The organism is Limnoglobus sp. (genome assembly GCF_059499385.1).
Window position 1 is genome coordinate 38,762 of record NZ_JCABYM010000041.1, and the last position, 20,420, is coordinate 59,181.

General features: G+C 68.9%; 14 protein-coding genes. 11 read left to right on the forward strand and 3 right to left on the reverse strand.

The genetic code is table 11. The features are described from left to right. The first annotated feature begins 670 nt into the window (after window positions 1-670). From AC5JJ2_RS06855 to dbpB (AC5JJ2_RS06905), 11 genes are all read left to right on the forward strand, one after another. On the forward strand, window positions 671-1,792 hold the full coding sequence (locus AC5JJ2_RS06855) for a DUF932 domain-containing protein (protein ID WP_495857225.1): 1,122 nt from the start codon (window positions 671-673) through the stop codon (window positions 1,790-1,792). A gap of 85 nt (window positions 1,793-1,877) precedes the next feature. Continuing rightward, window positions 1,878-2,228 carry a hypothetical protein gene (locus AC5JJ2_RS06860; protein ID WP_495857226.1) on the forward strand — a complete coding sequence of 117 codons (351 nt, stop codon included), beginning with the start codon at window positions 1,878-1,880 and terminating at the stop codon, window positions 2,226-2,228. A 457-nt stretch (window positions 2,229-2,685) separates the two neighbouring features. After that, on the forward strand, window positions 2,686-3,864 hold the full coding sequence (locus tag AC5JJ2_RS06865) for a PDDEXK nuclease domain-containing protein (RefSeq protein WP_495857227.1): 1,179 nt from the start codon (window positions 2,686-2,688) through the stop codon (window positions 3,862-3,864). A gap of 448 nt (window positions 3,865-4,312) precedes the next feature. Then, window positions 4,313-5,089: a ParA family protein gene (locus AC5JJ2_RS06870; RefSeq protein WP_495857228.1), complete on the forward strand. Its 777-nt coding sequence runs from the start codon at window positions 4,313-4,315 to the stop codon at window positions 5,087-5,089. Then, the gene (locus AC5JJ2_RS06875) at window positions 5,082-5,399 is read left to right on the forward strand and encodes a hypothetical protein (RefSeq protein WP_495857229.1); all 318 of its coding nucleotides are present in this window, start codon (window positions 5,082-5,084) and stop codon (window positions 5,397-5,399) included. Before AC5JJ2_RS06870 ends, AC5JJ2_RS06875 begins: the two co-directional genes overlap by 8 nt. Before the next feature lie 198 nt (window positions 5,400-5,597). Further along, window positions 5,598-6,803, forward strand: coding sequence for a hypothetical protein (locus tag AC5JJ2_RS06880; RefSeq protein WP_495857230.1), 1,206 nt, complete (start codon window positions 5,598-5,600; stop codon window positions 6,801-6,803). A gap of 318 nt (window positions 6,804-7,121) precedes the next feature. Continuing rightward, window positions 7,122-7,754 carry a 7-carboxy-7-deazaguanine synthase gene (queE, locus tag AC5JJ2_RS06885; protein ID WP_495857231.1) on the forward strand — a complete coding sequence of 211 codons (633 nt, stop codon included), beginning with the start codon at window positions 7,122-7,124 and terminating at the stop codon, window positions 7,752-7,754. Between the two features lie 147 nt (window positions 7,755-7,901). Next, the gene (locus AC5JJ2_RS06890; RefSeq protein WP_495857271.1) at window positions 7,902-8,828 is read left to right on the forward strand and encodes a DUF6884 domain-containing protein; all 927 of its coding nucleotides are present in this window, start codon (window positions 7,902-7,904) and stop codon (window positions 8,826-8,828) included. Then, window positions 8,815-9,951, forward strand: coding sequence for a DGQHR domain-containing protein DpdB (gene dbpB / locus AC5JJ2_RS06895; protein WP_495857232.1), 1,137 nt, complete (start codon window positions 8,815-8,817; stop codon window positions 9,949-9,951). The genes AC5JJ2_RS06890 and dbpB (AC5JJ2_RS06895) overlap by 14 nt, the downstream gene beginning before the upstream one ends. Further along, window positions 9,948-11,225, forward strand: a complete 1,278-nt coding sequence (gene dpdA / locus AC5JJ2_RS06900; RefSeq protein ID WP_495857233.1) for a tRNA-guanine transglycosylase DpdA — start codon at window positions 9,948-9,950, stop codon at window positions 11,223-11,225. Before dbpB (AC5JJ2_RS06895) ends, dpdA begins: the two co-directional genes overlap by 4 nt. After that, window positions 11,222-12,349, forward strand: a complete 1,128-nt coding sequence (dbpB, locus tag AC5JJ2_RS06905) for a DGQHR domain-containing protein DpdB (RefSeq protein WP_495857234.1) — start codon at window positions 11,222-11,224, stop codon at window positions 12,347-12,349. The genes dpdA and dbpB (AC5JJ2_RS06905) overlap by 4 nt, the downstream gene beginning before the upstream one ends. 84 nt (window positions 12,350-12,433) lie before the next feature. Here dbpB (AC5JJ2_RS06905) and AC5JJ2_RS06910 read toward each other — a convergent pair whose 3' ends face one another. Genes AC5JJ2_RS06910 through AC5JJ2_RS06920 form a run of 3 tightly spaced genes read right to left on the reverse strand, consistent with a single transcriptional unit; the run spans window position 12,434 to window position 20,397 of the window. Then, complete coding sequence (locus AC5JJ2_RS06910; RefSeq protein WP_495857235.1) at window positions 12,434-13,573, reverse strand: PD-(D/E)XK nuclease family protein; 1,140 nt, start codon at window positions 13,571-13,573, stop codon at window positions 12,434-12,436. Between the two features lie 9 nt (window positions 13,574-13,582). Beyond that, window positions 13,583-19,432, reverse strand: a complete 5,850-nt coding sequence (locus AC5JJ2_RS06915; RefSeq protein ID WP_495857236.1) for a DEAD/DEAH box helicase — start codon at window positions 19,430-19,432, stop codon at window positions 13,583-13,585. Further along, the gene (locus tag AC5JJ2_RS06920) at window positions 19,429-20,397 is read right to left on the reverse strand and encodes a hypothetical protein (RefSeq protein ID WP_495857237.1); all 969 of its coding nucleotides are present in this window, start codon (window positions 20,395-20,397) and stop codon (window positions 19,429-19,431) included. The genes AC5JJ2_RS06915 and AC5JJ2_RS06920 overlap by 4 nt, the downstream gene beginning before the upstream one ends. Window positions 20,398-20,420 lie beyond the last annotated feature (23 nt).

Below are 20,420 nucleotides of genomic sequence, written 5' to 3' on the forward strand. Positions count from 1 at the left end.
CCCGGTCGGTCGAAGGGCACGCTAGCCCGCAAGCGAGCCGGCGACAAGCAGGACACGACCCCGCCCTGCGCCAGCGGTCACGGCCCTCCGCCCCGGCCGCCGCGACGCCGTCCTACATCGAGCCCCCGAAGGGTCGGGCGGGAACCCCGCCCGACCCGCGAAGTGCCCGCCGCACCGGCCCCAAGCCGGGGCGGCGCCGCTACTCGCGGCCGCGTGCCGGCCAGGAAGTCTCACCCCTGAGCGTGGCTCGACAAGGAATAATGAACGCACACCCGATGCACCCGGGTGTGCGAACGGCCGCGCCGCCAGGGCTGCGGAAAACCCCGGCGCGTCAAGGTCTTCGCGGCGTTAACGGGCTGCAAACGGGCGGCCCGGCCCGGGTACGTAACGTCGGCCGGACCCCGGACTTGGCGTGTGAACGCCGTTCGCCACACGGCGTTTGACTAGCGCCGCGGGGTGTGCTGAAATCACCCCATCACGTCAGAGCGGCCGGCACCGACCGGCCCACAGGGTAGAAGGCAGATCCTTTCGCTCCTCGACCGCACGCCTGAGCCTGCGGCCGGGGGGCGTGGTGCGATACGGTTTTGAGTAACGACAGATCGCCACCACCCCGCCCGGCGGCCCGGTCATGTGACCGGGCCGTTCCTTTTCCCCAGGCGGAGGACGGACGATGGCCAAGACGAACCTGACGCGGGCGAGCCAGGAACTGTTCCGGCGGACGCCGGACGAGACGTTCCCGGACCTCGCCGCCCTGGAGGCCCACTGCCGCGACCGCAAGGCCCGCGGGACCGACCGCTGGCAACTGCCCGGCTCGGTCCGGCCGGTCGTGACCGACGGCGGGCTGAAACTCGCCCTCGGCACCGACGGGGCGTTCGAGATGAACGACTGGAGCTTCGCCAACCTCTGCCGGCTGGCGGGGGTGGCCAAGGACACGGTCAACCGGTTCAGCCCCGAGACGGCCGCCCGGGCGTTCGCCGAGACCCTGCCGACCAAGGGCAAGCCGGTCCAGGCCCTGACCGACGGCGAGACCGTGCGGAGCCTCCACGGCACCACCTACACGCGGCTGTGGGACGCCGAGTTGCTGGCCGCGGTGCGGGAGTTCGCGGTCGATTTCAGTCCGCCCCCGCCGGGCTGCACCGGCGGCACCGGCCTGTACGCCGGGGACCGGGACCTGTTCTGCTTCCTGATCGACCCGGCCGGGTGGGTGGAGATCGACGGCGAGGCGTTCGCCCCGGGGTTCTTCGTGTGGAACTCCGAGGTCGGGTGCCGCACCCTGGGCGTGCAGACGTTCTGGTTCCAGCAAATCTGCCAGAACCACATCGTCTGGGACGCGGTCAACGTGGCCGAGGCGACCTGGAAGCACACCGCCCAGGTCGGCGACGCCCTCAACCAGATCCGGCGGATGCTGGACGCCCTGGTCCGCCGCCGCGACGAGCGGCGGGACGCCTTCGCGGCGGTCGTCAAGAAGGCGATGACGGAGTCGGCCGGGGCGGACGCCGACGAGGCGCTCAAGCTCCTGGCCGGCGAGAACGTTCCGCAGGTGCTCGGCAAGAAGGCGGTGGAGCTGGTCCGCGGACGCGGCCAGCGGTTCACGATCTTCGCCCTGGTGGACGCCCTGACCTCGCTCACCCGCGAGATCCCCTACGCCGGGGAGCGGGCGACGGCGGACGCGAAGGCGTCCCGCCTCCTGCGGCTGGCGGCCCCGGAGCCGGCGGTCACCGCTTCCGGCTCGGGTACGACCCCGGGGGGGTGGGCGGCCACAGAGCCGGAGGCCCCGGGGCTGGCGGCATGACCACGAACGTTACCCGGTTTTCATTCCCAGGGGCCCGGCCGCCCGCGCGGCGAGCCGGGCCCCGCTCACGACGGAGGACGCGACGATGGCCAGGACGAAGGCTCCCCCGCCCCGACCGGCGGAGGCCCCGACGACCACCCCCGAGACGCCCGCGACCGGCGACCGCCCGGTCCATGAGTTGCGGCTCGGGCGGGTCCGGTGTTCGGTCTGGAAGAACGAGTCCGACACCGGGCCGTGGTACAGCGTCAAGCTGACCCGGCTGTACAAGACGGACGACGGCTGGAAGGCGTCGGCGAGTCTCAACCGCGACGACCTGTTGCCGGCCGCCAAGCTGTGCGAGGAGGCCGCCCTGTGGATCTTCCGCCAGCAGCAGCAACCGACTGCGACCCCGGACGGCACCCCGCCGCCCGAGGCCGGTGACGACATCCCGTTCTGAGTGTTCCCCACGGCCCAGGCACGGACGCCCGGGCCGGTTCTTGCGACGGTTCCTTCAGCACCCCGCCCTCCTTGCCGATACCCCGAACCAGGGCCGGGGGCTCTGCCCCCGAGACCCCCGGGATTTTCCGAGGCATGGCTCCGGTGTTCGATGGACCGGGGCTTCCGCGACAACCGACGAAGGAGACCACCATGATCACCCGCAAAAAGAAAACAAAGCCCACGCCCCCACCCCCGCCGGTCCCGGCCGACCCCGGGCCGGCGAACTGGTTGGAGGAACTGATCGTCCCGCCCCCGATTCCGCTCCCACCCCCGCCGACACCCGCGAACCCCGACCCGGAGGACTGGTCGGAAGAGTTGATCATGCCGCCCCCGCCCCGCTCCCGGCCGCCGCGCGGCCCGGCAGCGGTTGCCCGGATCCGGGCCGACCAGCTATGGTGGCGGCCCAGGAGACTACCATGACCCGCCCGAAGAAGACCCGGCACCCCGCCCCGAAGCCCGCCGTCGTCCCGGCGGACGCCGGGTACGACGCGTTCCGGGCCGGGATCGCCGAGTTGCTCGACCAGGCCCGAGCCGCCGCCGCCCGGGCGGTCAACGCCGTGCTCACCGCCGCCTACTGGGAGGTCGGCCGGCGGCTCGTCGAGCACGAACAGCACGGGCAGGCCCGGGCCGGGTACGGGGACGCCCTGCTCGCCCGGCTGGGGACCGACCTGTCGGGGACGTTCGGCCGCGGGTTCTCGGCGCGCGGGCTGCGGAAGATGCGGGCGTTCTACCTGGGCTGGGAGATTTGGCCGACGCCGTCGGCCAAATCCGCGGCCCGCGTCCGGCTCCCCGTCGCGGGGCAACCGTCGGGTGTACCGGCCGTCCCGACCCCGCCCGGCGTCGCCGGCCTGGTCGACGCGTTCCCGCTGCCGTGGTCCCACTACGTCCGGCTGATGAGCGTCGAGGACCCCCACGCCCGGGCGTTCTACGAGGAGGAGGCCGTCCGCGGCGGGTGGTCGGTCCGCCAGCTCGACCGCCAGATCGCCACCCAGTTCTACGAGCGGCTCGCCCACTCCCGGGACAAGGCCGGGATGCTCCGCCGCGGCCGGGAGCCGAAGCCCGAGGACGCGGTCGCCGTCACCGACGCCGTCCGCGACCCGTACCTGCTGGAGTTCCTGGACCTGAAGGACGAGTACGCGGAGACCGACCTGGAGGACGCCCTCGTCCGGCACCTGGAGCAGTTCCTGCTGGAACTGGGCAACGGGTTCGCGTTCGTCGCCCGGCAGAAGCGGATCCTGATCGACACCGTCTGGTACAAGATGGACCTGCTCCTGTTCCACCGGCGGCTGAAGGCCCTGGTCGTCCTGGACCTGAAGGTGGGGAAGTTCACCCACGCCGACGCCGGGCAGATGAACCTGTACCTGAACTACGCACGGGAGCACCTGACCGAGCCGGGCGAGAACGACCCGATCGGGATCATCCTGTGTAGCGAGAAGAGCGACACGGTCGTGAAGTACGCGATGGGCGGGATCAACGCCCAGGTGTTCGCCTCCCGCTACCTGACCGCCCTGCCGCCGGCCGAGGAGCTGCGGCGGGAGGTCGAGCGCACCCGCCAGACCCTGGCCGCCCGGCCGACCCCGGCCGCCGAAGGCTGACCGGGTTACCCACAAGATTCGCTGCGGGGGCTCCGGCCGGCCCCGCTCCGCTCACCCGTGGATAACCCGGACCGCTTGCCGCCGGCGTGAAGGGTGCGGGTGTTTGAAGGCACACCGCGCGAAGCCTGAAGAACCGAAGGACCCCGACGGGCGTTGCCGTCCGCCGGGGTCCCGACGCGTCCATCGACGCACCATCGACCCGGCTATCCCTCGGCGGGTTGCGTCCCCGCAGAGCCCGCCTCCGTTTCACCGGGCGGTCCCAGCGTAGCACGGTCCCGGGGGCCACACAAACCGCCGGTCCCCGGCCGGATTCCGGCCGCGGTCCCGCCGGCCGGCGGGTGCCCCGCGGCAACCCCGTCGAACCGCTTGCGATCGTTGTCCGAAGTGTGGCAGGCTGCCGGGTGACGGCCGGGCGGACCCCGGCCGGCTGACGGAACCACGGAGGACCATGACCACCACGATCGCCATCACCCAGCAGAAGGGCGGGGTCGCCAAGACGACCACCGCCATCCACCTCGCCGCCGGCCTGGCCCGGGCCGGCCACCGGACCCTGATCATCGACCTCGACCCGCAAGGCCCGATCGCCCCCGGGCTCGGGGTCGCCCCGCCGGCCGACCTGATCCCCCTGGCCGACGCGGTCGCCGCCCGGGTGCTCGCCGAGGTGATACTCCCGGCCCCGACGGCGAACCTGTTCGTCGCCCCCGGCGACCCCGGCCTCGACCCGGCCGCGTTCGCCCGCCTGCCCCACCGGGCGACGGCCCTCCGGTTGGCCCTGTCCGACCTGCGGGCCGACTACGACGCGGTGGTGATCGACACCCCGCCGAGCCTGGACCTGGTCACCCTGAACGCGGTGATGGCGGCCGACCGGGCCATCCTGCCGTGCGACGCCGACGCCGAGTCGGTCAAGAGCCTGGAGCGGACGTTCCGCGCCGTCCGCACCTACCTCCAGCACCGCCCGGAGGTGGACCCGGCCGGGTTCTGCCGGGTGGTCGTCACCCAGGTGGACCCCCGGCGGCGGGTGCTCAACGACTGGCTCGACGCCCAGCTCGCCCCGCTCGGGGACGCCGTGTTCCTGACCCGGGTCCACAAGTCGGAGGCGTTCCCGAAGGCCCGGGCGAACGGGGAGACGGTGTTCGACTACGCGGCCCGGCACCCGGCCGGTACGGCCACCCGTGCGGCCGGCGAGCTAACCGGGTTGACCGAGGAGGTGATGGCCCATGAGTAACCGCGAGCAGATCCGCACCGCCGTACCGCTCGTCGCCCCGCGGCGGGCCGACACCGCCGCCCGCGCCGCCGACTTGCTCGGCGGCCACAACCCACCCGGTTGCCGGGAGCCGTCCGCCGGGACGTGCAAGCTGACGACCCGGGTGCGGGCGGACCAGCTCGACTGGCTGCAGGAGCAGGCCCGGACGTACCACCGCCGGCACCCCAGGGCCCCGAAGCTAACGATCGAGGAGCTGGTCCGACTGGCCGTCGACCAGTTGCGGGAGGCCCCGCACCTGGACGACCTGATCGGCCGCTACCGGTGCGGGTGAGGGCCGGGGTTCGTGCCTTCGGTCCCGGACACCCGGAGGGCGTTCGTGACTTCGGTCCCGGGACCGGGCACACGGTTCGTGCTTTCGGTCCCGAACCGACTAGTAACCGTCCGGCATCCCAAGCGAACCGGGCACGGAAAGAGAAGAATGAATAAAGATCAATGCAATAAACGGGGCGGAGCGGAGCCGGTCGGCGACGTGCTCGCCCGCCTGATGGCGAAGGTCCGAGGGGGCACGCTTGAAGTCGGGCCGGAGTCCCCCGCGACCGAGCCGACCACCGACCAGGTTGTTGTCCCCGCAAGCCCGCTGCCGAACACCGGCCCGGCGGTGTACGACTTCGACCTGGCCGAGTTCCCGCTGTTCTCGTTCGCCAAGCGGCCGGCCCGCGACCGGCACGCCCCGCTCACCTACACGGACACGATCCGCGGGAAGGGCGACCGGCCGGTCGCCCGCACCTGGACCGCGTACCCCGGCCGGCTCGGGGTCGGCGGGGCGACCGCCCACGCCCTGCTCTTCGACCTGCTCCAGCTCTACGCCGAGCAGGGCGGCCGTGCGTCAGTAATCCACTTCGGCACCCTGCGGGCGCTGTTCCTCCGCCGCGGGGAGCGGAACCCGTCGAAGAAGGACTACGACCGGATGCGGCGAGACTTCGTGGTCCTGCGGGGCTACGACTTCAGTTGCAAGAACGCCTACTGGGACGCCCGCCGCCGCGCCTACGTGGACATGGACTGGCGGCTGTTCGGGGCCGTCCGGTACTTCAAGGCCGGGCCCGGTGACGGGGCGGGGGAGCGGCCGCACGGGCAGATCGAGTTGAGCCCCACGTTCCGGGCCGCGCTCCAGGCCCGCGGGCTGTTCCGGCTCGGGTTCGAGGGCGAGCTGTTCCACCGGCTCCCGCCGCTCGCCCAGCGGCTGGCGGTCTACCTCGCCAAGATGTTCACCTACCAGACCGTCCACCGCCGCCGGGTCGCGGATCTGACGCGGGTACTGCCGGTCGAGACCCGCTCGCCCGCCGACGCGCGGAAGGTGCTCGGCCGTGCGGTGTACCGGCTGCTCGACGCCGGCCTGCCGATCCTGGCCGGGCACCGGGCCGAACGGGACCGTGACGGCATGTGGTGGGCGGTCTTCCGGCGGGGTAAGGGAACCGCACGCATCCCGGCCGCCGGGGTGCGCCAGCAGGAGCAAACTCACTACCAGGTGGAGCGGATCATCGCCGCCGTGAACGGCGAGTCCAGCCGCCGCTGGTGGACGCTGTGCGTCGAGCGGCTCGGCCCCGGCCCGGTCGATCGGGCCATCGGGCTCCTACGGGAAGCCCAACGGGTCGGCCAAGTCCTGAACCCTGGCGGGCTGCTCACCAAGATCTTCAAGGACCTCGCGGCCGAGGCTGGCGTCCGGCTAACCAAGTAAGAGGAGCGTGCCGCTGCCACGTCGATTTAGCGGCTAAACCGATCCCGCGTTAGCGGTCGAGCCGGCTGGGGAGATCGGCCGAAGGAACTCGTGCGGGCAACCTACAACGCACGCCCACGAACGAACGCCAAGAGATTCCCGCCAAGCACGCACCGGCCTATAGGGGGCATGACCCGCAGATACGGCACAGTAGCAGGCAACGGGTGGCCGGCGGAACCGGGTAGGCCGAGTTCGGGTTCGGTCGGGCCCATGCGGCGTCCGAAGAACCTGTCTGTATGCGCCTGCCCCGCGGTCGCGCCACACCAGCGGGTACACTCGATGCCTTACCGGGTGAAGGAACTGTTCTACACGCTCCAAGGCGAAGGCCGAAATGTTGGTCGGGCCGCCGTGTTTTGCCGGTTCGCTGGGTGCAACCTGTGGTCGGGCCGCGAAGCAGATCGGAGGACGGCGGCCTGTCAGTTCTGCGACACCGACTTCGTCGGGATGGACGGCCCAGGCGGTGGGGTCTTCGACTCGCCGGCCGCTCTCGCCGCCGCAGTTCTGAATGCCTGGCCGACCGACCGCCCCCGCCCATTCGCGGTGTGTACCGGCGGCGAGCCGCTCCTCCAACTCGACCAGCCTCTCCTCCGCGCGCTCCATACTGCCGGAGTCGAGGTTGCGATCGAAACTAACGGCACACTCCCCGTCCCCGCTGGTATCGACTGGGTGTGCGTTAGCCCCAAACCGGGGGCGCGGCTTGTAGCCACGCGGGGGGACGAAGTAAAACTCGTCTTCCCGCAAATCGACGCTCCCCCGGAGCGGTACGAGCATCTCGACTTCCGGTACTTCTACCTACAGCCGATGGCCGGCCCCCACCTCGCCGCGAACACACGCGAGGCAATCGCCTATTGCCTCGCACACCCGCAATGGCGTCTGAGCGTGCAGATGCACAAAATCGTCGGCATTCCGTAGAACCTCGCCACGGCTCTTGACGGGTTGACAGCTCACACCGAAACTGTCGATCAGACTCGCTGCAAGCGATCTACAGTTTCGACGTTTCGCCTGCACACCGAAATTCCACCGAGCAGACTCCGCGTGATTGCCGTCACCAACCTGGTCGTGAGCTGCGCGAAGCGAAAGACGCGGGAGCCCCGCGCGTCGCTCCTGCTGCGCGCGGTCCGACCGGGGAAGACGGTCGGGTGGCGGGCGGCTGCTTGGGCCACGCGCCTACGGGCCCAGTCTGTCACCGTTCCAGCCGGCGACCTGTACGCCGGCGAGCACTGGCAAATTGTTCGCTCAATCGCCGAGCGGTCGGCCCTGTCGGTCCGCGTCTGGGTCGTATCGGCCGGGTATGGGCTCGTCCGCCTCGACACTCCGCTGGCCCCGTACTCGGCCACCTTCACACCTGGGCAGGCGGATTCGGTCTGTGCTGCCGGGGGCAAGGTCGCACGGGTCATGCTCCCCGAATGGTGGCATACCATCGCCAACCATCTCGTCCCCCACGCTGGGCCCCGCACGATCGCGGCAGTCGCCGCTGCGTACCCGGCGGACTTCCTGCTCGTCGCACTCTCGGGTACTTACCTCTCGGCCGTCGCACTAGACTTGGCGGCGGCGGCGGCGCTCAGGGGTCCCGAACAGATTGCGGTCGTTTCGGCGGGCGGGGGCACGTTCGAGCCCCCCGTCCCCAGCATGCTTCCGGCGACTGGCAGGCTGAGCGGCTTCGCCGGCGGGACGATGAGCGCCCTAAACGTCCGGCTCGCACGTAGACTCCTCGAGGAGTTGGGGCCGGAACCTTTGACCTATACCCGTTGCCAGGCCACTGTCGAGAGTTGGTGCCGCCAAGCACCGCAGCGGACGATGCCGGCCCGGGGCAGGGCGACGGACCGCGAGGTCGCGGAGTTCATCCGGCGGCAACTTGCCGCGACCGGGCCCACCAGTCCGACGGCTCTACTACGTCGGCTACGGGACACAGGGCGAGCGTGTGGTCAGGCCCGGTTTGCCGACCTCTACCGCCGGACGGGAGGAGGCTGCCGTGCCGACGGTTGACAAGGTGTTTCGCCGCCGCGCGCTGCGACTCGTGCAGACGCCCGCGCACCCACTCTACGTGTTCAGCCTAACCGGAGAGGATTTGCTTGCCATCGCGGAAGTCTCCCGGATCTCGCGGACCGACGCTGGGAAGTTGCTGGGCTACCAGCGCCCGGAGGTCCGCCGACACGTGCAGGACATCGTGACCTACCTGAACGGCGACGAAGTACTCTTCCCAAACTCGATCATCCTCGCCCTGTCCTCAGCCGTGCGGTTCAAACCCGGCCGTGGGCCGGACGTGGGGGACCCGCTGGCGACCGCTGGCACCCTCGAGATCCCGGTGCCGGCCGGGCCGGGCCATAAGCCAGCGTGGATCGTAGACGGCCAACAACGGGTGCTTGCTCTCTCGAAGAGTCTTCGGCGACAGTTTGCTGTCCCAGTCAACGCCTTCGTCGCGGATGACGTGGGACTTCAACGCGACCAGTTCCTGCGGGTGAACAACGCCCGGCCGCTACCCCGGGGCCTCATTACTGAACTCCTCCCGGAGGTGTCAACCGCCCTCCCCGCGCGCCTAGCGTCGAAGAAACTCCCATCGGCCCTGTGCAACTGGCTCAACCAGAGCCCCACTTCCCCATTTCACCGGCTGATCCGCCGGGCGTCGGATGGCGAGAAGGCGGTCGGCGTCGTGACCGACACCGCAGTCGTTGGGATGATCGCAGAGAGCCTTCTATCTTCGTCCGGCTGCCTGTTCCCGTACCGGAACCTGACCACGAACGAGACTGACACCGAGAGCATCTGCGGCTTGTTAGTGACCTACTGGTCGGCCGTGAAACGGGTGTTCCCCGAAGCTTGGGGGAAGCCGCCGGCGAAGAGCCGCCTCATGCACGGAGCAGGCATCCGATCCATCGGCCGGCTCATGGATCTGGTCATGGCTGGGGTAGACCCCAAACACCCCAAGGCCGAGGCTACCGTAGAGCGGGAACTCCGTCGGGTCGCCCCAGTGTGCCGCTGGACGAGCGGCCAGTGGGAGGGGATGAACGGCCTCCCCTGGGACGATCTAGAGAACACAGGCCGCCATATCCGCACTCTGTCAAACCTGCTCGTCCGGACGTACGTCCAGGCTAAGGGGGGCAGGCCGGCATGAAGTTTTACTTCCCCGACGCGCAGGACCTGGTCGATCCGAGCTTCGACTTCGCCGCTGAGACCCGGGCCGATCACCGGATGAGGCACCGCGACGACCAGTACGCCCATGAGGTATTCCCCAGCCCGCCCTACGATGGCGTCCTCGTGTCTCGGGCCATTGTCGAGGGGCGGGCTGGGGAGAGCGGTCGGTACACACTCGCTCAGCGACACCGGCTGCTACGAATGGGGGCGCGAGAGTTCTTCCGGCTCGGCGACCGGCCGCTCACGACGATGGGCGACTGCGGGGCGTTCTCCTACATACGGGAGCGGGTGCCGCCGGTTTCGGTAGACGAGGTGATCGACTTCTACACGGCGTGTGGGTTCGATTATGGCGTGTCGATCGACCACATCATCCTGGCCTACGACCCGGACCTCGATCGGGCCCTTCCCGGAATGGACCCAGTACCCGAGGAGTGGCGGGCGCGGCAGGCGGTCACCCTTGAACTTGCTGCTGCCTTCCTCACCCGGCACGCGGCCCGGGGGTGCCGGTTCGAGCCGGTCGGGGCTGCGCAAGGGTGGAGCCCGGCGTCCTACGCTCACTGCGTGCGGGAACTCCAGCGGTTCGGGTACAAGACAATCGGACTCGGCGGGATGGTACCACTCAAGAGCCACCAGATCGTCGAGATCCTGGCGGCAGTTTCGGCGGTGAGAACCCCCGGCACGCGTCTCCACCTGTTCGGGGTGAGCCGGTGCGAGCACGTCGAGACGTTCGCCGGCCACGGGGTGTCGAGCTTCGATAGCACCTCTCCGCTCCGCCAGGCATTCATGGACGACCGCGATAACTACTACGCGGTGGGCCGCACCTACACCGCCGTTCGGATCCCCCAGGTGGAAGGGAACCCGAAGCTCCAAAAGCGGATAGGGGCTGGGCTGGTGAACCAGCAGGAAGCCAGGCGGCTCGAACGGGCCTGCCTCGACGGCGCGACCGCGTACGCCCGGACCGGCCGGGGGCTGGAGTCGGTGCTGCAGGTGCTCAAGGAGTACCAGGCCTTACACGACGCGCGGAAGGACCGCACCGCCGAGTACCGGGAGACCCTCGGTGACCGCCCGTGGGCCGCCTGCCCGTGCGCGGTCTGCAAGGCCCTCGGGGTCCACGTCGTGCTCTTCCGCGGGGCCGAGCGGAACCGCCGCCGCGGGTTCCACAACCTGTTCGTCACCTACGGTCGGCTGCAGAGCGAACTTCGCCGGCGGCCCGCCCCGCCGCGGCCGCCGGCGAAGAGGAAGACCCCGACGTGAAAGCGCCAACCATCCTCCGTGTCCCCGCCCTCGAGGTCCGCCAGGGGCGGTCCAGGGTGCTCTACAGCTTCGCCGTGGACGGGAAGCTGTTGCCGCGGATCGCGTCCGTGTCCCGGATCGCCCGCAAGGACCAACAGATCGCGGGCTACCAGAGGCCGGAGGTGCTCTCGCACATCGCCGAGATCCGTACTTACCTGGAGTCCGCCAACCCCCTCATCCCGAACGCGATCGTTGTCGCCTTCGATAAGCGAGTGAAGTTCGAGCCTCTTCCAGGACCGGCCGCCGATACCGCCTACAGCCGCCTAGGCACGCTCCTCATTCCCGTCGCGTCTGGCGAGGGCATGACCGACTTGCCGGGGTGGATTGTGGATGGTCAGCAGCGGACGGCCGCCATCCGGGACGCGCGGGTGAAGCGGTTTCCGGTCTGCGTTGTGGGGTTTAAGGCCGACCGGGACCACGAGCAGCGGGAGCAGTTCATTCTGGTCAACTCAACAAAGCCGCTTCCCAAAGGTCTCGTGTACGAACTGCTCCCGGTGACCACGGCCCGGTTGCCGAATCAGCTACAGCGACGCCGCTTTCCCACCATCCTGCTCGATCGGTTGAATTTGGACGCCGACTCACCGCTCAAAGGACTGATCCGCACCCCGACAATCCCAGGCGGGGTCGTGAAGGATAACTCGATCATCAAGATGCTGGAAAACAGTATAACCGACGGCCTTTTGTTTCGGTTCCGCCGAGACGACGGCGAACGGAGCGACACCGAGCCGATGCTCGCTGCGGTGAAGGATTTCTGGTGGGCGGTGTCAGATGTCTTCAAGCCAGCCTGGGGGCTCCCGCCCCGACGGTCTCGGCTGATGCACGGGGCCGGAGTGATCGGCCTCGGTTTCGTGATGGACGCTATCGCCGATCGCTACCGTGGAAAAGGAATTCCTTCGAGGGAGCAGTTCCGGGCCAACTTGGTACCGCTTGCCGACAGGTGCCGCTGGACCGAAGGCAGCTGGGAATTCGGCCCTGGCACAACCCGCAAATGGAACGAGATCCAAAACACACCCAAGGACGTGCAGGCTCTCGCGAACTACCTTCTGGAGCAATACAAAAAGCTTGTCTGGTCTCGGCCGGGGTAGGAACCGGCCCCTCTGACTTTGCCCTCGCTCCGCGGCACAGATGCCCGGTCACAGCTGCTTGAGCACCTGACTTAGCGATCCATTTCAGACCTGCTCCGGAATTCGATACAGCACCGTACGGTCGCCCGCCTTGAGCGTCCGCTCGTTGATGGGCCGGGCGTCGAACACGGCCGCAGTTGAGCCACGAGTGAGGCCGGCGAGGGCCGGGTTGCGGTCGGAAGTCGGATCGAGATCGATCAGTTGGAGTGGCCCGCACGAGGTGTTGAGTTCGACGACCGCCAGGCTCCGGCGGGTGGTGCTTACGCCCTGCACGGTCCCCCAAACGTCACGGGCCCACGAGTCGGAAGGAGTCTGCGACTCGGACCAGGGGCGGTACGCCGGGCAGACGGGCCGGTAGCGGCACCACTGGCAAGCCGCCCCCGGCGTGGCAAGATCCGTGAGCGCCGCCTGCCCCGCCCGCACCTGGCCCACCCGCCTCCACAGGTCCGCAGCTCGCCCCTTCGCCTCGTCGAAGAGAACGGCGCATTCGGCCTGAGTAAACTGAACCGGGATAATCTCGCCTGACATCGTCACGAGTTCCAACCCGACCGGCCAAAACTTGCGGGCGTCGGCGTGCAGGGCGGCATATAGCTTGAGCTGGACTTGGTACGCGGCCCTAACATCGTGCCCGCCGCCCTCAGTGTTGTCGAGTACGTCGCCCGTCTTATAGTCCCGGACGACTACCCCGTCCGGGGTCCACCGCGCGACGTCGATACGGCCGCTCACCGTCCCGTCCGCGCTCGTCAGCCGGGTTTCGGGCGGGAGACCTCCTGGCCCGCCTCCGCCCGGCCGGGGTGCGGGCCGCCAAGCGGCGGCGACGGAGACAGCGAGCCGGACCGTCGCGACCCGGGTCTCTTCGTAGTTGCGGACCCACGCCCTGAGCGGAACGAAGGGACGCTCAAGCCACGATTGCCGCATCCGTTCCTCGACGGCCGCGACTGCCTCTCGCCACGCCTGACGGATCTGCGTGGGTTCCGGGGGCAGCACACCCCGACCGGCCTGTGCGAGCAGGTCGTGCACTGCGGTCCCGAGCCGGGCTGCCGGGTATCCCGGCAGCCGGGGCGGCTCGCGCGACTCCTCCCAGATGTACCGGAGCCCGCAGGCGAGCAGGGTCTGGTACCCGCTCGGGGAGAGCGGTAGGGGCGCCGCCGGCAGGCCCGCGGAGTCTAGTGTGCCATCGGGCACGGAAACTCCTTAGGGTGGGGACAGCTTCCGCCGCACCCACGCCGGGCGGGCAGCCAGGTTGAACGAGTCCATCGTCCGCACGCCGGGTCCGGCCGCGAGTCGTGCCTCGGCGAGGATGTTTTCCTCGACGTTCGACTGGTCTTGCCACAGGGGGTGCGTGACGACCACCGCCCCACCGTCAGCGTCAACGAAGCCGGGCAGCTGTCCGAACGTCTGCGGGGTACAGCCGAAGTCGTGGCAGTACGCTCCCACCAACTCCTCGGCCCAGGCCGCCCAGTCGATTGGCGCGCCACCCACCCCGGGCCACGCTTCCAAGTCGGGGCCGGAGAACGACCCGTCCAGCCCGCAAAGGTACCCGGGGTCGGCCAGCACTCGGAGTAGCGACAGCCCGAGCCGCCAGTCGAGTAGCCCGTGGTAGTTCATGTTCCGAAAGTGCTGCAGGCACAGCGGGCAACGGGAGTCGCACCGGCCCCGGTGGCTGGGGTCGAGTACCCGTCCGGCAAACGGGTTGGTGCCAGCAAGGACCGACCCGAGCAGGGTGGCGAAGTGGTCATTCAGCCAGCGGGTGAACCCCGCTCCATTTGGCAGCCGGTCGTTGACGAACAGTACCCCGAAATAACTAGCGTCGCTCCCCTGGCCCGGCTGCTGGTCGCGGAACAGGCTACTGATCTCAAGTTCGGCCGGATCCACGTCGAGTTCCGCCGCGACGGCGTGGGTCAGGAGGAACCCCGCCGAGTAGTACGCGGCCCGCACCGCCGACCCACTCCGCATCGGATCGAGGGCGAGGCCATTCAGGTTCGACCGGGGGCCGATCTGGAGGACGTCGGTGGACTTGGCCGCCACCAACGCTATCTGGTCCGCCTGCCCTCGGATCAAGCCGTTGGGCTGAAACTCCCCAGCGATCCATTGTGGGCTGAGGGGGAATGTACGCCGCTGGGTGCCGCGGTAGAAGCCGCAGTCGAACGGCCGCGCGCTGCCCTCGAACAGCCGGCCGGCATTGTCATTCACCCGGTACACCCGCCCGCCCGGTACGAGCCGGAGGGTCGTGTTCAGGCCGGGTGGGTGGTTGACGCCCGGAGCGTTGTCGGAGGCGGTCAAGGCGAGCGTCACCGCATACCCCGGCGGGCGGTCCTGTTCCTCGCCCGCGTCGGCCGCCCGGTCCAGGATCGTCCGGAAACCCGTCGGGATGGCCGTCGGCAGGCACCGAAATCTCGGGTCCGGCCCAGGCTCGTCGGTCCGAGCCAGCCCGCAGTTGTCACACGCCGCTGGGGCCGGAAGGCCGTTGGCGATTAACACGGTATTCCGGCATTGGCCGCACACTAGTAGTTGCCCCGGCGAGGTATACGGGGCCGGGTCGTCGGGCAACTGCCACTCCCGCCGACGGGTGTCCGGGTTGAACCGGACCAGATAAGGGGCGGTCAGCCCGATACTCTGGAGCAACCGCTTGTCCTTAGTCCGCTGGGCTCCGGGAGCGAACTCGACGATCGCCAGGTCGAGTTCTCGGTCGATGGTCCGTGCGGTCTGGTCGTCCCCCTCGGGGGCGGTGAGTTCGTGAAACAGGGATCGGACGCGAGACGGCATGCCGAACATCGGCAGGATCCCACCCTCGGCCAGCCGCTCGGCGAGACCGACCCCGCCGAGTTCGGGGTTGACTACGCACGCATCCACTCTGCCAGCGAGTTCTGACCGAGCGAACTGCACGAGTCGGGCGGCCGGGACGTTCGAGCCGACGGTCAGGGTAGCGGCAACAGTAGGGACATCCGGGTGCGTGCCGAGCCACGCCTCCACGTCCGCCCGCACGCCTCCCCAGCCCGTGGCCGGGCCGAACTGCCCATGGGAGTCCGGCGGGCTGATAGGCCCGGCGCAATAGCCCACGCCAGCGGCGAGAAACGCCCGCCGCAAACACTCCTTAGCCATGAGCCGGAGTGCAATGTCCACCTGGCCCATCGCCAGGAATGGGGCCGCCGGGGCACCGCCGGTGATCTCGGCCGGCGCATCGAAGTGGTACTGGTCGTGGCTGCGGCCCCGGCAGAAAGTCAGTGCGACTGAGAATGGCTGATTCTTTCGCCCAGCCCGGCCGACCCGCTGCTGGTAGTTAAACCGCTCTGGCGGCATGTTGGCGAGGAACACCGCGAGCAGGCTCCCAATGTCGATCCCCACCTCCATGGTGGTCGTGACGCTGAGCACGTCGATCTCATCGACGTGCGGCACGGCCGTCCGCTCGTCGATTTCCTCACCGGGCAGGATTAGGTTCCGGAATAGCCGCTGCCTGAGCGATTGGTCGTCCGTCTGCCCGGTCAGCTCCTCACAATGCAGGCGTAACGGCCGGGCCCGGTCCGTGGCCTTGCGGCCGTAGTAATGCCGGTCCCGAACCTCTCCCGCCCGGGCGTTCGGATCGCCGGGGAGCGGCCCCCGGCAGGTTGTGCAGACCCCCGCGGCGGGCTGGAGGTGGGGCCGGCAGCACCGCGGGCAGACCCACGCCGGGTCGGTCGGGAGTGCGAGTTGGACCACCAATCGCCTGGGGTCGGCCTGCCAGACTGCACCATCTGAGAGGTCCGACACCGCCGTACCTACCGATAGAACGAGCGCGGCGTATTGCTGCCGCCCGCGACCGCGAGGGTTCAGGTCAGGAAAACGGCTGCGGAAGACCGCTTGGAGGTAGTCTCTGACCGGGCTACTGGGTGAGGTTGGTGCCCAGTCTGGGAAGTCTCGCCCGCGGGTCGGCATCGGATCTGGGGGGAGGTACCGAAAGTTGTCGCCTAGCATCCGGATGACGGCTTCGAGAACCTGACCAAAAGTGGCCGGGTCCAATCCGGCCGCTGCTCCACGGGTGGTCAGCTCGCCCTGCGCCATCGCGTGGGTGAGGTATCCGAGGCCTGCCGTCTCGAACCCGAAATAGTCACGGCTGAAAAGTACGCGACAAAGCTCGCGGGCGAGCTTATTCCGCAGCATTTGGTCGCGGCGTACGATCTGCTCGGTGACCAAGTCCGCCCGCCATGCGACCGCGGGTAGCCCACTGAAATCGAAAAATCTCGTCCAGTGCGGCCGCTCGGCCCCGACCTCCACGAACTCGTAATCCCGCGATGGGGAGGCCGGGTTGCAGCCGACCCCGCCGCCGGCCAAGCGGGAGATGAGCAGCGCCATCCGACCGACTTCGTCCTCGGTCAGCGGCCGGAGCGGGACCGTCCGCCAGCCGCCGCGGACGGCCGCCAACTCTCCTTCTGCCTCGTCGCGGGCCCGCTGGACGATCGCCGCGAGGGGTGCCGGCAGCCCATTGGGAACGGGAGCAGCGAGGGTTTCCAGGTGGGCGCGGAGCAGGGCCGCGTCCTCCGGCCGTTGTTCCAAGTAGCGGAGGGCGGCAGCCGAGACAGGCGAGCCAACTGATTCGAGGTCGGAGAGGTACGCGGCCCGGTCGAGCGACACAAGGGCCAACTCGTCGTACGCAGCCTCCCGCAAGAGGTCCCAGAAATGCTCCCGCTCCACCCCGTTGGCCAGCGTGGCGGCATCTTCCCGACTGTCTGTGAACGCAACCAACTTCCGGTCGTCGGTCTCCGGCAGAACCGCGAACAGTTCCTTCGTCAGCACCTGGGTGGCCTTGTTGATGCCGATGTAGAACGGACGGATGCTCGACCGGCGGGCTGCGCTCTGGCGCCACGTCCGGTCCGCCCCGCAGGCGGGGCAGATATGTGGTTGGGCCGCGTACTGGTCCGCCTCCTCGGATGCTGCGTCCACCGCATCGAGGGTGAAGAGGTACCCCGAGACCGAACCGTCCCCCGGCTCGAACCGGACCGTTCCGGTGGCCGGCTCAAGCCACGCTTCGGACCACCGCGCGTTTTCCGGCGGCCGCCCCTGGGGCCAATCCTGCTCGTGCCGCCGCCGCTGGTGGAAGTGTCCCGCCTCGTCGTGGAGTGAGGATTCCCTCCGCGGCCAGAAGATGGCGTAATGCCGGTACGTGCGTTGCCAGATGAACCGGGCCGGCATCCGGTCAGGGAGACCCTCGAGTTCGGGCTCGGTCACGAGCAGTTCGTATCCCTCATTGTGGTCGGACAGGGCTAGACGGTTCCCCCCGAAGAAGGTGGTCCCACATTGGTCGCAGAACAAGAGGTCAAGCACCCGCCCGCCGTCGGCGAAAGTCACCGGCTGGAAGAAGAGCCGACCAGCCGTGCGACCCGGGTCAGCCGGGTCCGGTGTCGCTCGAGCCGTCGCCCACAGCCCCTCGATGCTGCGGAACATCCAGTGCAGCCGGAGGGGCGGGAGGTCAGAGCCGGAGTGGTGGCAAGCCCCACGTGCCACCAAGAACCCCCGCGCGGCCCGGAACCGGTCGGCGTCAGGAACCCCTGGGCCGAACAACCCGGTCACGAACGCGTCCAAGCTTACCGCCCGAACGCGGCCGTCCGACACACAGGCCCCGAGTATCCGCCCGGCCATGTTATTGGCCGCGTGTTCAAACGCCGCGCGAACCCGTGTGAGGGGTGCATCGGGTCCGGGGTGCCCGAGTGCGTCGGCGACCTGCCCGAGCGCAGCATCCCGGACGTCGTCGGGACCGCCCAGGGCGTCCGCGAGTGCCACAAACGGTGCCACGGAGAGCGGGGAGCCAGTGTGTGGCGTCGGTAGGTCGGCGGGGTCGTCCCCGATGATCTGGTCGGCCGCCCAGGCGGAGCCGAAGAACTCGCGGAGGAACCGCTGCCCGGCCTCGTCGTCGCCGAGCGAGGCGCTGGACGCGACGACCCGGAGCTTCGGGTCGCCGGGCACGAGTCCGAGTCGCTCTAGAAACAGCCGGAGAAGATACGCGACCTCTGTACCGGCGGTCCCACGGTACAGGTGGAGTTCGTCCACGACCAGGTGGAACACGCTGTCCGGGCGGGCGAGGTATGCCTTGGTCTGGTCAAATATGGGGGACTCTATTTGCCGCATCAGCATGACGGCGAGCATGCTGAAGTTTGTTACGAGGAGGTCAGGTGGCGACGCCTGGATGTCCCACCGCGAGGTCATCTCGGCCCCGTCGTGCCGGGGGAAGAAGAACCGTGCGTCAAGCAGTCGGTCGAGTTCGTCCGCGGCTGCAGCCCGTTCTGTGTCGCTGGTCGCAGCCGCGAGACGCTGGCTGGCGTTATTGAGTAATCCGTCGAGTTGGACCGAGTCGTTGATGATCTGCTGCCGACGTCGGCCAGCCTCGCCAAGTTTGGACGCATTCGGCTCCCCGGTCGGCTCGGTCTGATCACCGTCCGCGCACCGCACCGGATACCCGGGAACCGGGGTCAGACTGTTGTACCGCGCGAACGAGATCGGGTATGGGATCGCTTGGGCTGCGGCCCACCCCCTGGCCTCGTCCGAATCGAGCGCGACACGAAGCCGGTTGAGCTGATCCTCGACGAGCGCGTTCATCGGGTACAGGACGAGCCCTCGTAGCCCCGGCACTCGGGTTCGGTGGGCGAACCGCTCCTTAACCAGGTGGCCCAGTACCGGCATCAGGAACGCTTCCGTCTTGCCAGACCCGGTGCCCGTCGTCACCACTGCGCTCCGGCCGCCTAAGACGGTCCGAAGCATCTGAACTTGGTGGCGGTACAGCCGCGGTTCGTCCACCCCGAACAGTCCCACTCGCAGGAGGTTCAAAAACGCTACGCGAGCCGCTCCAGTCAATCCCGGCAGGTCGCCATCATCGAGTTCACTCAAGGTGCGATACCCTAGGTACTTCACCCTGGGCTCGAGGTATGGCGATTGGTGAAACTGCCCGGTCTGTCTGAGGAGCTGCAGGCGATCCTCCTCGAGCGACGGAAACCGTGTGCGGAAGGCGGTTTGGACGTACAGGATGAAGTTCTCGCGGAGGCGCTCGAACGCCCCGAGGGGGTCAGTCAGGATCACGACAGGGCCTCCGGTGAGGGCACGGGAACGAGGCACTGGCCGAGTTTGGCGGCCGCAAGGTCCGCGAGTGGCTGGGGGACGGCAGAGTACCGCAAACAGGCGGCTGGGCAGCCGGGCGCGTTCGTGATGCGCACCACTCGTGGAGCGAACCCGCTGCATAGCGTCAAGGCCGTGTCGAACGGGGCCGGGAGACGTGCGCTAAGGGGGATGAATATGGCCTCGCCGTCGTAGTACAGAACGTTACGCACAGCGGCGGCCAGGGCGATGTAACAGCCCCATGCCCGGTCCACGTCAGCAACCCGGTCCCCGCGCCGCAGCCGGTAGGTACGCCGGCTTGTCCGCGGGTCAGTGAACTCGGCCAAGCCATCACCCGAGGCACCTAGGGCTGTCCACCGGACGCTGTCCACATCGAAGTCCCGCCGCTCCCAGTTCAGATCCTGCTGGACCCGCCACAGAAGCGATCTTCGGTATGTATCCACCGTCTCCGCCATCTGTAGCACGCGCCACGCGGCCGGGTCGGGATCGAACCGTGCCTCGACCGCCGCTGCCACGGTCGCCAAGTCATCTACTGAGTCTGTCTCGACGCTCAGCCGGTAGGGGATGAACGGCCCCTCACCGCCGCCCGCGGACGCCGTCGCCCATGCCCCGTGGACACGCCCACAGCTATCAAGGAAAAGCTCTTGGTTGTCGGCCGTCCGGTGCCCAACCAACACTGCCGTTGGCCGACCGGCAACCGGAAGCCGAGCGAGCACCCGCGGAGCGACGCGTACGACACCGCTCCCTTCCGTGAAATCGACCGTGATGTGTCCGAGCGACTGGAGAGTGCTGGTCGTCACCGTCTCAAGGTTGCGAGGTTTGGGCTGACCGCCCGCTAGCCGGGCGTGTAACTCGTCGATGTACCGGCGGCACGTCGGCCAGGCGACTTCGCCGCGACGGCTGAGCACCAGCAGAAGTTCGTCGGACATCCGTCGGTAACTCCGTGCGTGTC